The organism is Noviherbaspirillum malthae, from assembly GCF_015352985.1.
In the GTDB taxonomy this organism is placed as follows: domain Bacteria; phylum Pseudomonadota; class Gammaproteobacteria; order Burkholderiales; family Burkholderiaceae_D; genus Noviherbaspirillum; species Noviherbaspirillum malthae.
Map to the genome: position 1 here is coordinate 1 of NZ_JACYXF010000062.1, position 17,195 is coordinate 17,195.

A 17,195-nucleotide genomic window follows, 5' to 3' on the forward strand; every position below is an offset into this window, starting at 1 on the left:
TTGCCTGGCTTAACAAGTTCAAGCGTGTCATTACACGTTGGGACCGCTGCATCGAACATTACACCGCCTTTGTTCATCTCTCACTCATCATGATTCTGCTTCGCCGCCATTTATGAAATGAGTTCTATGTCTTGGATGTGGTCACTTGCGGGCATGCCGCCGCTGCCCTTGTACTCAAAAACGGCTTTATTAAAAAGTCCTTGAAGAGTATGTCCTGAAAGCTTGGATGTTGAACGTTGTCTACACAAGGCAAAGCCAGTTTGCTTGTATCACCACGCTTGCGCACATCAGATGCTTGGCTTGTTCGACCCTTCAGAAAAAACCGAATGAGAAAAAACTGCTGCTCAGCTTAATTGGTCATCTCTCAATGAAAGGCATCTCCAAAGCATGCACTGCCATAACAGAGCAAACAGATTTTCCAGTCGCGCTGTTTTGGCAATGCATATGTCTACGCTAATTCAACTGAAGATTTATATACTGTTACTGCCCTTAAGATTATTGTCATCACCACCCGGACCCTTTACCAAATTTGCAACCTCATCGAGCTTCTCTTTGCTCATGCCGAGCGAAGACGCAAGGTTCTGAATATTCGAATTGGAAAGATCGCCCATGAGGAAGTTATTGATGAGCTTAAGCTGATCCCTTTCCGCCTCTGTGGCTCCGCCAGTTTTATCTTTTTCGCTATACGAATCTCGGAGTTTCTGAAGTGTCTGCATGTTGGTTTCCGCAGAATTATTGCCATCCTTCAGAGTTTGTTTCAGTTTTTCCGGATCATTTTCTGCAGGAGTCTTGGAGCTGTTTTGCGGATCCTGTACGTTTGATGCCAGATTGCCATTAGACTGAATTTTCATGGTGATTACTCCCTTCAATTGGATAACTATGGTTATGTAGTTGTGTAGTATTTGTTAACTTCATACTGCACACTAGTGAGTAAATCGGCGATGAAGGTAGTTCCCGGATGGGTAAAATGGATCGTATTGGAAATGAAGGAAAATCCGCCGGCTCGACCAAGGGCCGAAGCGAAGGGGAAAGGAAACTAAATCAGATGTGAAGTCCCAAATGGCGTCGCATGCGGCCATTGGTTGTAAAAGCAGGGACAATTACCTGTCCCAAACCCAGGTCACGCTACGACTTGGAAGCGCATCTTTTCCTGCTTGGTGGTGTTGTGCTGGTCATCCATGGCTTCACTATGGATTCTTATCGTTTGTAGATGCGAATGCTCTATATATTCATCCTCTGAAAGCCGCCCACGCGAGGCAGACCCATCCCGCCAGCATTGCCAAACCTCCCAGCGGCGTAATCGCGCCCAACCAGCGGATGCCCGACAAACTAAGGAGATACAGGCTGCCGGAAAACACGATGATGCCGGCCACGAACAAAAAGCCGCTGGCCGTCACCAGCGTACCGGGCCATCGGGTATAAGCCCATGCCACCGCCAGCAGCGCAAGCGCATGGTACATCTGGTAGCGCACCGCGGTTTCGAAGATCGCCAGCATGTTGGCGTCGAGCCTGGTCTTGAGGCCGTGCGCGCCGAAGGCGCCGGCGCCCACGGCGATGAAGGCGAAAATTGCGCCGAGCGCGAAGAAAGTCTTGTCCATGTCGTGTCGGTTTGAAGTTGGCGGGAAGTTGATCTGAACGGCAGCAAGCATAACCCGCTTTCAATGCCGGCGTTCGTCCTTGTCCAGTTCGGATCGTATCTTCGACCTGCGTTTCTTGAGCAAGGCCAGAAAGGCTTCCGCCGCGACCGACAGCGGGCGATCCGCCAGGCGTATCACATAGATGGTGCGCACGATCTTCGGCTCCTTCAGCGGCCGTATTACCAGATCAGGATGCGAGAACTGGAACAGAGCCAGGAAGGGAATCACGCTGATGCCGACATTGTTGCCGACCAGCGAAGCGACCGAGGCCAGGTGCGCCACTTCCATGATGCCGGCGATGCGTGCCGGATGCAGCGCCGCATCGAGCAGCTGGCGCACGCTGCTGGTGTGCGCCAGGTGAATGAAGGGCTGGTTCAGCAGGTCGGCGGCCGACAGCGACTTGCGGCGCGCCAGGGGATGTTCGCGATGCATGACCACATAGAATTCGTCGGTGCAGAGCGGTTCGGCTTCCAGGCCCGCCATGTCGGTGCCGGCGGCGCACAGCGCGAAATCGGCGCGTCCGGCGCGCACCAGCTCCAGGCATTCATCGGAGAGGGTGTCCGCCAGCTCGGTACTGACGCCCGGATAATTCTCCCGGAATTCCTTGAGCACCACCGGCAGCCATCCCGCCGCCAGCGAGGGCAGGGCGGCCACCGACACACGGCCCTTGCGCATTTCCACATGATCCTTCATCTCGCTCTGCACCAGCGAGAATTCGGCAAGCAGGCGATTGGCGGAGTCGGCGAACACCTTGCCCTCGGCTGTCAGTTCGACGCGCCGCGTACTGCGTGCAAACAGCTTCACGCCGAGTTCGCTTTCCAGGTTCTGGATCAGCGCGCTAAAGGCCGATTGCGAAAGATGGCATTGCTCTGCGGCACGAGTGAAATTCTTCTGTTCCGCCACTGCGATAAAGGCGCGCAGATCACGCATGGAGATGTTCATCATTTACCTGATATGCCGATTAATTAATCCAAATAACCCGTAAATCGAATGACTAGGCTGCCTATAATCCGTCAAGCAGTCAAGCAGTCAAGCAGTCAAGCAATTCGCACATGCAACGGACGTACCGGAATACCCGGACATACCCCCAGCGAGGAGACAATGCAGAACAGAACCATTACCTTGGCCACCGCGATTGCCGCGGTGTCGATGCTTTCCGCCTGCGGTTCAGGCGGCGATGCGGCATCGGTCAGCGCGCCGTCGGTCACCACCGGCGTGCCGAAACAGTTCCTGAACATCACATCGACCCAGGATTTCACGCCCGGAACAAGCTACGGCGCCGTCGGCGCCTACGAGCAGGTCACGGGAACCATCAAGGGCGAGGTCGATCCGAAGGATCCGAAGAACGCCATCATCCAGGACCTGGCGCTGGCGCCGGTCAACGCGAACGGCATGGTGGAGTACACCGCCGACTTCGTGATGCTCAAGCCGAAGGACATGAGCAAGGCCAGCGGCATGCTGCGCTACGACGCGCCGAACCGCGGCAACATCCTCACCATGGTCAATCCGACCGCATCGCCAAGCGATGCCGTCTATCTCGAGCGCGGCTATGTGATTCTGTATTCCGCTTGGCAGGGCGATGTGCCCAAGAGCAATCCGAACCGGCTGACCGTCAGCGTGCCGGTCGCGAAGAATGCCGATGGTTCCTCCATCACCGGGCCGTACCGCGCCGAACTCGTGCCGACCGCGGCCTCGCCGGTTTTGACGCTGCCCGGCGGCGTCTTCAACGGCACCATGATCCCGTACGCACCGGCCTCGCTCGACAATACCCAGCCCGGCTATACGCTGACGCGGCGCGCCAACGAGACCGACCCGCGCACGCCGATTCCGGCATCCGACTGGAAGTTCGCCAATTGCGATAACGCAGCCAACGCCTTCCCGGGCACGCCCGACCCCACCCGCATCTGCCTCAAGGGCGGCTTCGATCCGAAATACCTTTATGAGGTCGTCTACGTCGCCAAGGACCCGCTGGTGATGGGCGTGGGACTGGCTGCGCTGCGCGACACCGTCAGCTTCTTCCGCTCCAAGACGGCCGACGCGGCGGGCAAGGCCAATCCGCTGGCCGGACGCATCACGCATACCCTGGGACAGGGTACATCGCAGTCGGGCAACGCGATGAAGACCTTCCTGCATCTCGGCTTCAACCAGGCGCTTGACGGCGGCAAGGTGTTCGACGGCATGTATGCGCATGTCGCCGCGCGCCAGACCAATGTGAACACCCGCTTCGCGGTACCCGGCGGCGGCGGCGGACTGCGCACCGACCACACCGCCTTCGGCCAGACCGCGCCGCGCGGACTCGACAAGGACTATGTCGACGAACTGAGCGGACGCAAGGGCGGCGTCATGGCCCGCTGCGCGGCCACCACTACCTGTCCGAAATTCTTCCTCGGCCTGTCGGGCACGGAGTTCTGGCAGCTGCAGGGTTCGCCGGTGCTGACCGATACCTATGGATTCCGCGACCTCGCCCAGCCGGAGAATGCGCGCATCTACTATTACTCAAGCACGCAGCACGGCGGCCCCGGCGGCACGGCAAGCATCAGCTATGATCCGACGCGCGACGTTTACCCGCGCGGCACCGTGGTGCACTTCAACGATACTTTCCGCGCGCTCTTCCTGGACCTGGAAGACTGGGTAACGAAGAACACCGCGCCGCCTGCGAGCCAGGTGCCGAAGATCGCCGACGGCACGCTGGTACGGCCCGAGCAGCTGAAGTTCCCGGTGATGAAGGGCCTGACCTGGGCGGTCGGCGGTACGCAGGGCACGCCGGGCACGCAGACCGCGATTCCGGAATTCAATTATCTCGCCCGCTACAACGGCTTCCCGCTGCTCGACTTCGGTCCGCAGTACAAGCCGCAGGACGAGTCCGGCATTGCCACCCAGCTGCCGCCGTTCTACACCGGCAAGGACTATGCGATCCTGGTGCCGCAGGTCGATGCAAGAACGGGCCTGACGCAGGCTGGCATCCGCAGTGTCGAGGCGCAGGCGCCGCTGGGCACCAGCATCGAGTTCAACTACGTCGCCACGCCCGGCATCGTCGACCTGTCCAACCTGGGCGGCGCCTTCATTCCCTTCCACAGGACGGAAGCGGCAAGGCTGGCTGCAGGCGACACCCGGCCTTCGCTGGAATCGCTGTACGGCAACCAGGCCGGCTATGTGGCGGCGGTGACGCAGGCGGCCAATACGCTGGTAACGCAGCGCTTCCTGCTGCAGCGCGATGCCGAGCGCATCATCCGCGAGGCGAATGCGGCGCCTGTGCTGCCATAATGGCTGTGGCTGCGGGGAAGATGCAGGACCATCCTTCCCGCAGCCATCCGGCATGGCCATGGCCTATCATTTCCTGATCACTACGAAACGCGATTTTTCACATGAACACTTTTCTGGTCGGATCCGCAGCTGGCTTCTCGGGCGACCGCACCGATGCCGCGCCCGCCGTGGTCGATACCCTGATCCGGCGCGGCCGTCCCGCCGCGCTCATCTTCGAGACGCTGGCCGAACGCACGCTGGCGCTGGCCCAGCTCGCGCGCCGCGAGAATCCCGACGCCGGTTACGAGCCGCTGCTGGCTGACATGCTGGCGCCGATACTCGTTAAATGCCTGCAGCACCGCATCCGCATCGTCAGCAACTTCGGCGCCGCCAATCCCGCCGGCGCGGCGCGCCGTATCCACCAGTTGGCCGACGAGCAGAATCTGCCGAGGCCGAAGATCGCCATCGTCTCGGGCGACGAGATCGCCAATGAACAGGGCAAGGCGCTGCTGCGCGCGCAGATGGGCAACGGTTTCGACGAGGCCCGCTTCGTCTGCGCCAATGCCTACATCGGCGCGTCCGCCATCGCCGATGCGATCCGTGCCGGCGCCGACATCGTCGTCTGCGGCCGCGTCGCCGATCCGTCGCTGACGCTCGGCCCCGTCATGGCGCATTTCAACTGGCAGCCCGACGACTGGGACCGCATGGCCCGCGCCACCATGGCCGGCCATCTGCTCGAATGCGGCGCGCAGGTCACCGGCGGCTACTTCGCCGACCCCGGCTACAAGGATGTGCCCGATCTTGCCCACGTCGGCTATCCCATCGTGGAGATCGACGAGAACGGCGACTTCGACATCGGCAAGTCGGAACCGACCGGCGGCATCATCGACACGCGCACCGTTACCGAGCAGCTGCTGTATGAACTGCATGACCCCGCCGCCTATCTCACGCCCGACGTGGTGGCCGACATCACCGAAGCGCGGGTGCGGCAGACCGGCAGCAACCGCGTCGCGGTCAGCGGCATCAAGGGCCATCCGCGTCCGGCGACGCTCAAGGCCAATATCTTCTATGAGGGCGGCTGGCTGGCCGAGGGCGAGATTTCCTATGCCGGACCGCGCGCCGGCGCCCGCGCCCGTCTGGCGATGGACATCCTGCGGCAGCGCTTGCCCCGGCTCAAGATCCGCTTCGACCTGATCGGCGTGCTGAGCGTGTTCGGCGACGACAGCGGCGCGCGTCTCGACAAGCTCGATGCGGCTGCACTGGCGCAGGCCGGCGACGTGCGCCTGCGCGCGGCTTGCACGCATGAAGACAAGCAGGGTGCCTCGCTGCTGCTGCGCGAAGTGGTGGCGCTCTACACCTGCGGTCCTGCCGGCGGCGGCGGCGTGCGCACCAGCCTGCGCGCGCGCCTGAACGCCACATCCTGCGAAGTGCCGCGGGAGTCGGTATCCGAACGATTCAGCTTTGTGGAGTGACGATGAGCGACCAAAAGATTGATACTCAAGACAATGGACGGGTGACGGTACCGCTCTACCGGCTTGCACACGGCCGCACGGGAGACAAGGGCAACCGCTCCAACATCAGCGTCGTCGCCTACCACAAGGATCTCTATCCGCTGATCGAGGCACAACTGACCGAAAGCCTGGTGGCGGAAGTGTTCGCCGAACGCAGGCCGCAGACTGTGACGCGCTACCTGCTGCCAAACCTGGGGGCGATGAACTTCGTGCTGGACGGCGTGCTCGACGGCGGCGTCAACGATTCCCTCAACCTCGATTCCCACGGCAAGGCGCTGGCCTTCCTGCTGCTGCAGACACCGGTCGCCGTGCCGGCTCATCTGCAGTCCCTGCTTGCAGGATCCGAATAACCAGGACCTTAACAATACCAACCGATTCTCACGAATCCCATACAAGGAGACATCCAATGAAACTCGCTCGATTGCCCTCGCTGCTGCTGTCCGCAGCCTTCCTCTTCATCTCCGGCACCGCCGCCGCCGATTATCCGGAAAAGCCGATCCGCTTCGTCGTTCCCTTTGCATCCGGCACCGCCACCGACCAGATCGCCCGCGCGCTGGGCCAGGCCATCACCGTCGAAACCAAGCAACAGGTGATCGTCGACAACAAGCCGGGCGGCAACGGCTTCATCGGCGCCAGCGAAGCAGCCAAGGCCGCGCCCGACGGCTATACCGTGTTCATCACCACCAACACCACGCATGCGGCGGCGGAGCATCTGTACAAGAAGCTGCCCTACGATCCGGTCAAGGATTTCTCGCCGATCACGGGATTGGGCAAGGGCGGGCAGATCATGGTGGTCAACAGCCAATCGCCGATCACCAGCGTCAAGGACTTTCTCGCGGCGGCGAAGAAGAACCCCGGCAAGCTGACCTTCGGCAGCGGCAGTTCATCCAGCCGCATCGCCGGTGAAATGCTGCAGCAGCTGGCCGGCATCCAGATCCTGCATGTGCCTTACAAGAGCAATACCTTCGCCGTCACCGATCTGCTCGGCGGCCAGATCGACATGATGATCACCGATACGGCAACCGGACTTCCGCATATCAAGAGCGGCAAGCTGCGCGCGCTCGGCATCTCCACCAAGAAGCGCTCGCCGCTGGCGCCGGACGTGCCGACCATCGAGGAAGCCGGCGTGCCCGGCTATGACATGGGCTACTGGTTCGCTGCCTATGCGCCGGCGAAGACGCCGCAGCCCATCGTCAACAAGCTCAACGAACTGTTCGCCAAGGCGGCGACCAGCCCGACCGCGAACACGTTCTTCACCAACAGCGGCGTGGAGCCTTTCATCACCAAGCCGGATGAACTCGCCAGATTCCAGGCGTCCGAGTCGAAGAAGTGGGAAGAGATCGTGAAGAAGGCCGGCATCGAGAAGGAGTAAGCTCGCCAAGGTCTTGATTCCCGATGCCCGGCAGCGGGATCACAGGCATTCCGCCCTGACCAGCGCCCGCACCCGCGAAACGCGGGAGCGCACCGTGCCCACCGGTATCTGCAGCTGCCGCGCCGCTTCCTCGTAAGTGACGTCGCCTTCGAGCACCGCCTCGAAGGTGGCGCGGATTTCCGGGTCCAGCCGGTCGAGAACGGCATCCACCTTGCCTGCAATCTGGCGCGATGCGATCAGCGCCATCGGATCGATGCGGTAAGGGTCGACCACCTGCTCCAGCGTTTCCTCGTCGATCGGATCGCAGAGCGAAGAACAGGTGCGGCGCACCTGGTTGCGCGCCAGGTTCAGTGCAATGCCGAACAGCCAGGTCGAAGGCTTGGACAGGCCGGAGAAGCGGTCGGCACAGCGCAGGGCTTCGACGAAGGTGTTCTGCACCACATCCTCTGCATCTTCCGGATTGCGCACGTAGCGTTGAACGAAGCGCAGCAGCTGCGACTGGTGCTTGACGAACAGGGCATGGACATCGATGGCGGGCTGCTCGGCGGCGGGCGCCTGCCTGTCGCTGCTGGAGCTGCCGGCGCTGCTTGCAATGAGGGCTTCGATGTGGACCAGGGTGTCGTTGGCAGTGGTATCGAATGTCATGGTTGTCTCTCAGGCGGTGTATGGATACGTTCCCAAGGGCAGCGGGTCGATGTGTTGTAGTGCGCTGCCTTTACTGTGACGACAAGATACCTGCGTTTAATTTCCTCAAGGCAATTTGATGAGGAATGGTGAGAGATTGAGCTTTGTTGAGACATTGCGGCGCCGATGCATTGCGTGTCGAGGCGCGGCGGAGCTTGGCCGGCGCCGCCTCCGTCTTTCCAGCCGCAGCTTGATAGGCATACAATCGTTCATTCTTCCAACCCATGCAGGACCACCCATGCCAGGCGACAGCAAGCTACTTTCGGGCAATGGCGGAATGCGCAGGCATCTGGACGCCCTTGACTGGACGGCATTTCCGCAAGGCCATCCCGAGACATGGCCCGCCGCAGTCCGAACCGCCTTCCAGCTCATGATCGATTCGCTGCAGCCGACGGCACTGGCGTGGGGCCCCGAACTTGCGCTGTTCTACAACGACGCCTATGCGGAACTGCTCGGCCACCGGCATCCGGATGCGATGGCCCGCTCCTTCCGCACCGTCTGGCAGGAACTGCTGCCGACGCTCGATCCCTTGCTCCAGCGGGCTCTCGCGGGCGAGCCGGGTATTCTTCAGGACAATCCCTTCCAGGTCGTGCGCAGGGATTCGGGAGAACATGCGTTCTATATCTGGTCGCTGCTGCCGGTGCGCGACGGCGACGGCAGCATCATCGGCATTCTCAATCCATGCGTGGAAACCACGCGCGAGCGGGAAGCCGAGCAGCGCTTCCAGCAGATCACCGAACTCAATCCCGACGGCATCATGGTCAACGTCGATGATCATTTCGTCTATGCCAATCCGGCGGCGCTGCGCATTCTCGGCGCAAGCCGAATGGAAGACATCGCCGGCCTGAGCCCCTATGACCTGATCGAACCCGCGCGGCACGATTTCGTCCGGGAGCGCAGCGCCAACATCTCCACCAGCGGCTCGCCCGTGCCGCTGGTGGAGATGCGCTGGCGCCGGCTCGACGGCGAATATGTATGGCTGCAAAGCACGGCCGGCGAAATGGTGTGGGAGGGCAAGCCCGCCATCCAGGTCGTGCTGCGCGACATCACCGAACTCCGGCAGTCGCAGGACAAGCTGCACATCATGGGCGAACGGCTCAAGCTGGCCATGGAAGGATCGGGGGAAGGCATTTGGGACTGGACCTTCAGCGACAATTCCTTTGTGCTGGCCGGCGGGCTCGAGACCGTGCTCGGCCATGCCTGCGAAGAACTGGAAGGCAGCGCCGACCAATGGCAGCAGCGCATCCATCCCGACGACCTGCCCCATGTGCGCACCGCCTTCCAGGCCTGCGCCGGCGGCGACGTGCAGGTCTATGCCTGCGAGTACCGGGTACGCAGCAGCGCCGGCACCTGGATCTGGGTACGCGCGCGCGGCGTCATCGTCGAGCGCGACGAGGACGGCAAGCCGCTGGTCATGACCGGCACGCTGACCGACATCACCGCCCGCAAGGAGTCCGACGAACTGGCCTGGCGCCATGCCAACCTCGATGCGCTGACCGGCCTGCCCGGCAGGCGCCTGTTCCGCGAGCGACTCGACGTGGAAATGCGCAGGAAGCGGCGCGACAATGATCATCTCGCGCTGCTGTTCGTCGACCTCGACGGCTTCAAGCAGGTCAACGATCTGCATGGCCACGATGCGGGCGACCGCCTGCTGGTGGAGGCGGCCCGCCGCATAGGCGCCTGCGTGCATGAGCGCGATACCGTGGCCCGCCTGGGCGGCGACGAGTTCACCGTCATTCTCGCCGGCGACATCGATCTCGACCGCATCGAATTCGTCTGCCAGGCCATCCTGTCCCGGCTTGCCGACCCTTTTCGCCTCGGCAAGGAAACCGCCTATGTCTCCTGCAGCATCGGCATCAGCCTGTTTCCGCACGACGGCGTCACGCCGGAGGATCTTCTGCGCAAGGCCGACCAGGCGATGTATGCGGCCAAGCGCGCCGGGCGCAACCAGTTCAGCTATTTCACCAGGGAGATGGACGATCGGGCGCGCGACCGCCTGCGCATGATGCACGAGCTGCGCCATGCGCTCAGGGATGGACAGCTGGCCGTGTATTACCAGCCGGTGGTCGACCTGGCCGATCAGTGCATCGTCAAGGCCGAGGCGCTGCTGCGCTGGCGTCATCCGACGATGGGCGACGTCAATCCGGCCGAGTTCATTCCGATGGCGGAAGAGTCCGGCCTGATACGCCAGATCGGCAACTGGGTGTTTCGCGAAGCCGCCGGCTGCTGCAAGCGCTGCACCGACCGCGCCGGCGCGCCGTTCCAGATCAGCGTCAACAAGTCGCCGATCCAGTTCATGGCGCGCGACGGCGACATGAACTGGCTGCAGTACCTGTCGGAGCAGGGCATGCCGGGCAGCAGCATCTCTGTGGAAATCACCGAAGGCGTGCTGCTGCATGCATCGGCACGCGTCACCGACAAGCTGCTGCAGTACCGCGATGCCGGCGTGCAGGTGGCGCTCGACGATTTCGGCACCGGCTACTCATCGATGTCCTACCTGCAGAAGTTCCAGATCGACTATGTGAAGATCGATCAATCCTTCGTCCGCAATATCAGCACCGATGCCGGCAGCCGCACGATCGCCGAGACCATCATCATGATGTCGCACAAGCTCGGCAAGAAGGTGATTGCCGAGGGCATAGAAAACCGCGAACAGCTCGAATGCCTGACCGAGGCCGGCTGCGACTATGGACAAGGCTACCTGTTCGCACCGCCGCTGCCGGAAGAAGACCTGATCCGCATGGTCGAGCAGTCGCGCCGGGTGCGGATGCAGCAGTTGCATTGAGGTGCATTGAGCACGATACGCCGCGTACCCGGCTGAACCCCGGCTTGAGACATCAGGCCGAGAAGCCGCCGTCGATCGACAGGCTCGCACCGGTGATATACCCGGCCGCCGGGCTCGCGAGGTAAGCCACGAAGTCGGCGATTTCCTCCGCCTTGCCATACCGCGGCAGCGCCATCATCGCCTTGAGCGTCTCCGCGAACTCGCCGCTGTCGGGATTCATGTCGGTATCCACGGGCCCCGGCTGCACATTGTTGACGGTGATGCCGCGCGGACCGAGGTCGCGCGCCATGCCCTTGGTCAGGCCCACCAGCGCCGATTTGCTCATTGCATAAGCGGCACCGCCGGGGAAGGGCATGCGTTCGGCATTGGTGCTGCCGATGTGAATCACGCGTCCGCCGTCGCGCAGATGGCGGGAGGCCTCCTGCGTGGCCACGAAGAGGCTGCGCACGTTGACCGCAAGCGTGCGGTCGAAGTCTTCAAGCGCGAGCTCATCGACCGGCCCCAGCGCCAGCACGCCGGCATTGTTGACCAGGATGTCGAGGCCGCCGAACTCCGCCGCCGCGCTGCGGATTGCGCTCCTGAGAGCGTCCGCATCGCGGCTGTCGGCCTGGTAGGCGAGCGCCCGTCCGCCGTCGGCGCGGATCGCGTCAACCACCGCCTGTGCCTGCGCCGACGCATTGGCGTAGCTGATGGCGACTGCCGCTCCCTCCTTCGCGAAACGCCTGGCGATGGCCGCGCCGATGCCGCGCGAGCCGCCCTGGATGAATGCGGCTTTTCCTGTGAGATCGATCCTGTTGGTCATGCTGAACTCCCGGTTGATTGGTAAGGGAGTTCAGTATCTTCCAGCGACTTTATCCTTACTAGCCCATAATGTGGCGCTGCAGTTGATCCAAACGGTTTAAAAATGCCTCGGCTAGATCACGCCGTTGATCACGGCCAGCATGTGTTCCTTGCTGGACAGCGCCGGAACCATCGCCCAGCGGTCCAGCGGTACCTTGCCTATGCGAACCATGCCGGTGTGGCGCGTGGGCTGGGCATCGCGCGCCGGATCGCTGTCGAAAAAGCCCAGGCTGCGGCGTGCCTGATCGATATCCGCCCGGCGGCCGGTCAGATAGGTCCAGCCCGGTTTGATGCCATGTTCCTTGACGTAGGCCGCCAATGCCTTTGGATCGTCCAGCTCGGGCTGGATCGTGAGCGAGTACATGTGAATGTCGCGTCCGATGCGCGCGCCGTAGGCTTCCTGGATTTGGAGCAGGCTGGCCGTGTTGGGCGGACAGGACCTGGTGCAGGCGGTGTACATGACATTGATCAGGACATTCTTGCCCTTGAGAAGATCATCATAGAACCGCACATCCTTGCCCTCGTGGGTCTTCAGCCACACATTGGGAAATTGGCTGCGGCCGTTTTCCACCATCGATGCGGCGCCCGTCAGGCTGGCCGCTCCCGCCACTGCGGGGATCAAGGTGGCGCCGGTCAGCGCCTTCAGGAAATTTCGTTTGCCGTTCATCGCAACACCCTTCAGTTTTGAATGCGGCCATCATCAGGCCGTATGGGCGACCGTTCAGTCAACCACGTCGAAGCGCACCATCATTGCATGATCTTCATGGGCGATATTGTGACAATGCATCATGTACTTACCCGTAAAGTCGCGAAACTGGATGAACACCTCCACCTCTTCGCCATCGATAATCGGATATACGTCCTTGCGGCCGCGTTCATGGGCCGGCGGCGATTTGCCGTCCCGCGACAGGATGCGTCCTTCCTCCAGGTGAATGTGCACCGGGTGCAGCCAGCTGCCCTTGCTCTCCAGCGTCCAGATTTCGGCCGTCCCTTTTTTAACGGTGAACAGCGGCTTGGTCACGTCAAACAGCTTGCCGTTGACAGTCCAGCTGCCGCCGGAACGATCGAACTCGAAGTTGCGCCTGCGTACGGCCTTCTTGGTATCGATAGGCGGAAGCTCGCGCAATGTCGCCGGGACCCGGCTCGGATCATCGACTGCGCCGGCCTTGACGTTAAACTTCAGGATCTCGTCGCCGGGGGTAAGGAGTTTGCCTGTCGGTTTCCTGCCGTCGACCTGTTCCAGCCGGTTCACGAGGAACACCTCATCATCGGCACCGATATTGCCGAAGGCCTTGAAATCGATGATGATGTCGGCGCGCTCGGCCGGCGCGATGCGAATTTTCTGCATCGTCAATGGCGCCGGCAGCAGGTTGCCGTCGTTGGCGATGTAAGTGAAATTCTGCGCGCGCCCCTTGTACATGATGTAGAACTCGTACTGCCTCGACGGGCTGGCGTTGAGAATGCGGAACCGGTACTTGCGGCGCCTGACATCAAAGAACGGCTGGATCTTTCCGTTGACGCAGATCTTGTTGCCGAGGATGCCGTCGTTGTTGAATTGATCGAGCTTCAGATTGCCGCCCGCATCGAACTGCCTGTCCTGAACCATCAACGGAATATCGAAGTCACCGACGCCGCTGGGCAGGCGCAGCGCTGTCGGGCTGGGATCGGTCTCGTTGCCCGAATCGATATGATCGAACAGCAGATAGAATCCGGCGAGCCCGCGATAGACGTTCCCGGAGGTGAAATCCATTCGGTGGTCATGGAACCACAAGGTGCCGAGTGCTTCACGCGGGTCGCCGCCGGCATACATGTTCGGATAGAGATGGTCCCTCCATCGTCCGGGTGCAGTCAGCGAGGGGCCGGCTTTCGTGGGGCTAAAGTAATCACCGGTGAAACCATCGCTTTCGGAGCCGCAGTGCAGGTTGTGCAGGTGCGTTGAAATCTCCGGCGAGCCGTAGCCGACTGCATTGGCAGGCAGGTTGTTCTGGAAGCGGACGCAGACAGGCTCGCCATAACGCGCCACGATCGTTGAACCTGGCAGCGTGCCGTTATAGCCCCAGATCACACTCTTCGGACCCTGCGCATGAAACTGATGCTCTGCCTGAACGACATTGATTTCGTAGAACTTTTTCGGCTGGAATTCCTCCCAGCGCTGGTGGTGCAGCCGTCCGCATTCTCCGTTCGCCTCGTCGCAGTCTCCTGCAGGTGCAGGGGTCAAGGCAGCCAACGGTGCAAGCGGCCTGTTGACGGGGAGCGGGTCCATCCAGGGCGTGGTGTTATAGCCGCCGTTGGAGGTGGTGGTCTGTGCGTGGCTGACAGCAATGTGCGACGCAACGACTCCGGTGCCGGCGGCCGCCACGCCGAGTTTGATGAAGTTCCTGCGGCTGACGCCGCTGTCGCAATCGAGTGAACTGTCCATTGCAGCTCTCCTTTGAATGAACGTTGGATGTGGTTGATCGATTCACGGCGCGGTGCGGGCACACGGACCGTTGCATCGGGTGTGAATTTCTGATGCTGCCTTTGCGTTTCGTATGTGATGAGAATAGTCGTTTCGACAATGACGACCAATAGTGCATATGCTGTACAGGGACGAAGTCGGCTCGCTCGAATTTCTCTTCGTTCGGAAAGCCGAGTGCGAAATCGAACGCAAGCAGGGGAAAAGCTAATGGTCAAGTTACCGAAGCAAGCCCGTTAAGGCTGGGTACGGAACGGGACAGGGCAAGGGAGTCAGCCGCCGGAAGAACGGACAGGTGCATGCCGCATGAAACACATGGTAGCGGGAAGCGCTCCGCTACCGGCAGGATCGGCAAGCCCTGCGGAATGCAGCGTACTGGCGAGGTCTTGAAGGGTGAAGACCGAGATGATCCATCCTCGTTCATCGGCTGGATCGAAGGCTGGAAACCTGAAGGCGACCATCAAGGCAATCTGCCTGGTCAGCTCGGCAAATGAACGTGCTTCCCTGGATCGCCATGTACGCGCTGCGAGCAGCAGTACCGTTAATTGACCGCCTAGTTCCACCTGCCGTTTGTGCCGCCGATACTGTACTGTCCGGCACCCTGCAGTGCCACGACGATGGCATTGGCCAGGTAAAGCAGATGGAGCTCGAGCATCCAGCCGGTTCGTACCCGGAGTGAAAATGCCTCGTCGAAGTAGATGAAAGGAATGGCGATGGCCAGGTTCACGGCCATCGCAAGTGCTGCCGCTCTTGCCCACACGCCGAAAATAATCATGAGCAGCGCCATGATTTCAGCGATATACGTCAGCTTTACGAGTTGCTCGGGAATGCCAGCTCCCGGCAGCGCATGGATGACAAATTGCGCACCGCTTCCCACATCGAGATATCCGTGATACAGCAGCAGAAAAGAGAAGCCGATGCGCAACAATGCACATGCGTAATCCCTAGACCGATCGGCAGAAGCGACCCGTTCTTTGAGGCTTGCCGCGTTCATGGTGATTCGATGCATCCCGACCTCTCTCGCAATCCCTCTATGCTGATTTGATCCTATTCCAAGAGCTATTTGATTGCAACCAGAGATGCATGTTTTGAAAGGTTGCCGTTAATATACTTCAAGTTTATTAACTTAAATCATTATATGGCGGAGAATCATTGCCCATGAAAAACAATGGAGGATGGCGCACCCTTTGCGGAATGTGCAAAAACAGCATGTGCGCCGGCGCACTGCGCCTGATTCCGACTGGAACCCAAATTAAATGAAATCGGACCTAGTCTGGTTAACAATCAGAAAAAATGACGCCAACACAATATGTCGCCGAGAAGTAGCGGACGGTAAAGAGGAGCGAAGGCAAGGATTTCCATAGCGATTGCTTGAAGCAGGAAAGGCGGCTTTCCCGTTGCTGCAGCTTGGTGTGAAACCATCGCTTTCAATTGACGAGTCGCTGGGATAGACAGGAGGCATCCGCCTGGCTTGCCATGCGTGCCTCCTCCCAGTTCCGGTTAACAATGCGAATGCTGCCGAAGATGCTGCGTCATGTTCAGTGTCATGCGTCGCACCACCGTCAATGATGAAGATGGCTATCTTCCTGCTGCGATTTGGGCGCGGCCAGGGGCTTTCCTGCTTCCACGTGCAGATTGACTTCAACTGCTCCTGCCTTCGCGAATGTCAAGGTCAAAGGAACTTTCTCGCCGGCGGCAAGCGGCTTCTTCAAGCCGATGAGCATGATGTGATATCCATCGCCGGGACGCATGTCGACCCTTGCCGATGGCGTCAGGTCGATCCCATCCACCTCCGACATCCTCATTACGTTGCCCTGCTGGCTCATGGTATGAATTTGAGCCGCGGCTGCAACGTCCGCCGGAACGGAAACGGCAACGAGGCGATCTGCGGTACCGCCCTTGTTCTCCAGTGACAGGTAAGCAGCACCGGCAGTCTGCGCTTGAACCGTCGTGCGTGCATACGGATGTCCCACGCTGATGTTCTTCACCGTGTACTCATGGGCATGCACAGCGGTGGCCAGGAGTGCGGCAAAAGCTAGGGCACTGATTTTGGGAGAAAACATGATAAGCCTTTCAATTCATTAAAGTCGTAAAACCGGGATGCGGATGGAAGCGCATGTGCTCCTGCACCGGTGTTTCATTGGCGCCGCGCGGCGGACGCCTGCTTGATCACGCGCGTAATTTCTTCCTTCGTGATCTTGCCTGTCTTGTTGAAGACTTCCTGGCCATTGCCGTCATAGAGTATGGTCGTGGGAAATCCCTTGGGTGCAAATGGCTGGGCAATACTTAGGTTGCCGACAATGATGGGATAGGTGATGTTGAGCTTGCCGGCAAAATCGGTCACCTTTGCAGCCGGTTCTCCATCGACCGAGACGCCGAGAACGGTCAGATCACTCCTTGATTTGTGCAGCGCTTCAAGTTCAGGCATCTCGGCCACGCACGGCGGGCACCATGTCGCCCATACATTCACCAATACCCATTTGCCGCGATAGTTCTCCAGCTGATGATTGCGGCCTTCGATGTCGACCAGCGAAAACGTTGTTGCGCTTGCCGGTATCGACAAGCAAAGCAGTGTCGCCAAAAGGGCAGATATCCTGGTTGTCACAGTTCACCTCCAATCCGATTTCGGCAGGCTTCAGGCCGGGAAGTCCGGGAATCGCCAGCCGAG

Annotated in this window: 16 protein-coding genes; 6 read left to right on the forward strand and 10 right to left on the reverse strand. The window is 60.5% G+C overall.

Going from position 1 to position 17,195, the window contains the following annotated elements; all coding sequences use genetic code 11:
- Positions 1-470: 470 nt before the first annotated feature.
- The 3 genes from IGW03_RS30660 to IGW03_RS30670 all read right to left on the reverse strand — a co-directional run bounded on the left by IGW03_RS30660 (position 471) and on the right by IGW03_RS30670 (position 2,582).
- Entirely contained in the window at positions 471-851 is a 381-nt protein-coding gene (locus tag IGW03_RS30660) for a hypothetical protein (protein ID WP_194726268.1), read from the reverse strand.
- A 378-nt stretch (positions 852-1,229) separates the two neighbouring features.
- On the reverse strand, positions 1,230-1,598 hold the full coding sequence (locus IGW03_RS30665; protein WP_194726269.1) for a DUF423 domain-containing protein: 369 nt from the start codon (positions 1,596-1,598) through the stop codon (positions 1,230-1,232).
- 60 nt (positions 1,599-1,658) lie between these two features.
- Positions 1,659-2,582, reverse strand: coding sequence for a LysR family transcriptional regulator (locus IGW03_RS30670; RefSeq protein WP_323745045.1), 924 nt, complete (start codon positions 2,580-2,582; stop codon positions 1,659-1,661).
- A 156-nt stretch (positions 2,583-2,738) separates the two neighbouring features.
- Between IGW03_RS30670 and IGW03_RS30675 the strand changes: the two genes are divergently transcribed.
- The 4 genes from IGW03_RS30675 (at position 2,739) to IGW03_RS30690 (ending at position 7,763) form a co-directional block, all read left to right on the forward strand.
- Complete coding sequence (locus IGW03_RS30675) at positions 2,739-4,901, forward strand: alpha/beta hydrolase domain-containing protein (RefSeq protein ID WP_194726270.1); 2,163 nt, start codon at positions 2,739-2,741, stop codon at positions 4,899-4,901.
- Positions 4,902-5,002: 101 nt separating this feature from the next.
- Positions 5,003-6,352 (forward strand): acyclic terpene utilization AtuA family protein, encoded by a 1,350-nt coding sequence (locus IGW03_RS30680; RefSeq protein WP_194726271.1) that lies wholly within the window; start codon positions 5,003-5,005, stop codon positions 6,350-6,352.
- A gap of 2 nt (positions 6,353-6,354) precedes the next feature.
- Positions 6,355-6,741, forward strand: a complete 387-nt coding sequence (locus IGW03_RS30685) for an AtuA-related protein (RefSeq protein WP_194726272.1) — start codon at positions 6,355-6,357, stop codon at positions 6,739-6,741.
- Between the two features lie 56 nt (positions 6,742-6,797).
- Positions 6,798-7,763 (forward strand): Bug family tripartite tricarboxylate transporter substrate binding protein, encoded by a 966-nt coding sequence (locus IGW03_RS30690; protein WP_194726273.1) that lies wholly within the window; start codon positions 6,798-6,800, stop codon positions 7,761-7,763.
- Between the two features lie 39 nt (positions 7,764-7,802).
- Here the strand turns inward: IGW03_RS30690 and IGW03_RS30695 are convergent, their stop codons facing one another.
- Complete coding sequence (locus tag IGW03_RS30695; RefSeq protein WP_194726274.1) at positions 7,803-8,408, reverse strand: RNA polymerase sigma factor; 606 nt, start codon at positions 8,406-8,408, stop codon at positions 7,803-7,805.
- 277 nt (positions 8,409-8,685) lie between these two features.
- On the opposite strand from IGW03_RS30695, the gene IGW03_RS30700 reads away from it, so the two are divergent.
- The gene (locus tag IGW03_RS30700; protein ID WP_194726275.1) at positions 8,686-11,232 is read left to right on the forward strand and encodes an EAL domain-containing protein; all 2,547 of its coding nucleotides are present in this window, start codon (positions 8,686-8,688) and stop codon (positions 11,230-11,232) included.
- A gap of 52 nt (positions 11,233-11,284) precedes the next feature.
- Here IGW03_RS30700 and IGW03_RS30705 read toward each other — a convergent pair whose 3' ends face one another.
- The 3 genes from IGW03_RS30705 to IGW03_RS30715 form a co-directional block, all read right to left on the reverse strand.
- On the reverse strand, positions 11,285-12,034 hold the full coding sequence (locus IGW03_RS30705; RefSeq protein WP_194726276.1) for a 3-oxoacyl-ACP reductase family protein: 750 nt from the start codon (positions 12,032-12,034) through the stop codon (positions 11,285-11,287).
- 111 nt (positions 12,035-12,145) lie between these two features.
- Complete coding sequence (locus tag IGW03_RS30710) at positions 12,146-12,739, reverse strand: SCO family protein (protein ID WP_228536202.1); 594 nt, start codon at positions 12,737-12,739, stop codon at positions 12,146-12,148.
- Positions 12,740-12,793: 54 nt separating this feature from the next.
- Entirely contained in the window at positions 12,794-14,491 is a 1,698-nt protein-coding gene (locus IGW03_RS30715) for a multicopper oxidase family protein (RefSeq protein ID WP_228536203.1), read from the reverse strand.
- 335 nt (positions 14,492-14,826) lie between these two features.
- On the opposite strand from IGW03_RS30715, the gene IGW03_RS30720 reads away from it, so the two are divergent.
- Positions 14,827-15,021, forward strand: a complete 195-nt coding sequence (locus IGW03_RS30720) for a hypothetical protein (RefSeq protein WP_194726277.1) — start codon at positions 14,827-14,829, stop codon at positions 15,019-15,021.
- A 59-nt stretch (positions 15,022-15,080) separates the two neighbouring features.
- Here IGW03_RS30720 and IGW03_RS30725 read toward each other — a convergent pair whose 3' ends face one another.
- The 3 genes from IGW03_RS30725 to IGW03_RS30735 all read right to left on the reverse strand — a co-directional run bounded on the left by IGW03_RS30725 (position 15,081) and on the right by IGW03_RS30735 (position 17,108).
- A complete protein-coding gene (locus IGW03_RS30725; RefSeq protein WP_194726278.1) occupies positions 15,081-15,521 on the reverse strand; it encodes a DoxX family protein in 441 nt (146 codons plus the stop codon).
- Between the two features lie 568 nt (positions 15,522-16,089).
- Positions 16,090-16,590 carry a copper chaperone PCu(A)C gene (locus IGW03_RS30730; protein WP_194726279.1) on the reverse strand — a complete coding sequence of 167 codons (501 nt, stop codon included), beginning with the start codon at positions 16,588-16,590 and terminating at the stop codon, positions 16,090-16,092.
- A gap of 74 nt (positions 16,591-16,664) precedes the next feature.
- The gene (locus IGW03_RS30735) at positions 16,665-17,108 is read right to left on the reverse strand and encodes a TlpA family protein disulfide reductase (RefSeq protein ID WP_194726280.1); all 444 of its coding nucleotides are present in this window, start codon (positions 17,106-17,108) and stop codon (positions 16,665-16,667) included.
- Between the last annotated feature and the right edge of the window lie 87 nt (positions 17,109-17,195).

Coding starts and splice junctions, on each gene's coding strand:
- IGW03_RS30660 (WP_194726268.1), bottom strand. CDS start 851: ATGAAAATTCAGTCTAATGGCAATCTGGCATCAAACGTACAGGATCCG.
- IGW03_RS30665 (WP_194726269.1), bottom strand. CDS start 1,598: ATGGACAAGACTTTCTTCGCGCTCGGCGCAATTTTCGCCTTCATCGCC.
- IGW03_RS30670 (WP_323745045.1), bottom strand. CDS start 2,582: ATGATGAACATCTCCATGCGTGATCTGCGCGCCTTTATCGCAGTGGCG.
- IGW03_RS30675 (WP_194726270.1), top strand. CDS start 2,739: ATGCAGAACAGAACCATTACCTTGGCCACCGCGATTGCCGCGGTGTCG.
- IGW03_RS30680 (WP_194726271.1), top strand. CDS start 5,003: ATGAACACTTTTCTGGTCGGATCCGCAGCTGGCTTCTCGGGCGACCGC.
- IGW03_RS30685 (WP_194726272.1), top strand. CDS start 6,355: ATGAGCGACCAAAAGATTGATACTCAAGACAATGGACGGGTGACGGTA.
- IGW03_RS30690 (WP_194726273.1), top strand. CDS start 6,798: ATGAAACTCGCTCGATTGCCCTCGCTGCTGCTGTCCGCAGCCTTCCTC.
- IGW03_RS30695 (WP_194726274.1), bottom strand. CDS start 8,408: ATGACATTCGATACCACTGCCAACGACACCCTGGTCCACATCGAAGCC.
- IGW03_RS30700 (WP_194726275.1), top strand. CDS start 8,686: ATGCCAGGCGACAGCAAGCTACTTTCGGGCAATGGCGGAATGCGCAGG.
- IGW03_RS30705 (WP_194726276.1), bottom strand. CDS start 12,034: ATGACCAACAGGATCGATCTCACAGGAAAAGCCGCATTCATCCAGGGC.
- IGW03_RS30710 (WP_228536202.1), bottom strand. CDS start 12,739: ATGAACGGCAAACGAAATTTCCTGAAGGCGCTGACCGGCGCCACCTTG.
- IGW03_RS30715 (WP_228536203.1), bottom strand. CDS start 14,491: ATGGACAGTTCACTCGATTGCGACAGCGGCGTCAGCCGCAGGAACTTC.
- IGW03_RS30720 (WP_194726277.1), top strand. CDS start 14,827: ATGCCGCATGAAACACATGGTAGCGGGAAGCGCTCCGCTACCGGCAGG.
- IGW03_RS30725 (WP_194726278.1), bottom strand. CDS start 15,521: ATGAACGCGGCAAGCCTCAAAGAACGGGTCGCTTCTGCCGATCGGTCT.
- IGW03_RS30730 (WP_194726279.1), bottom strand. CDS start 16,590: ATGTTTTCTCCCAAAATCAGTGCCCTAGCTTTTGCCGCACTCCTGGCC.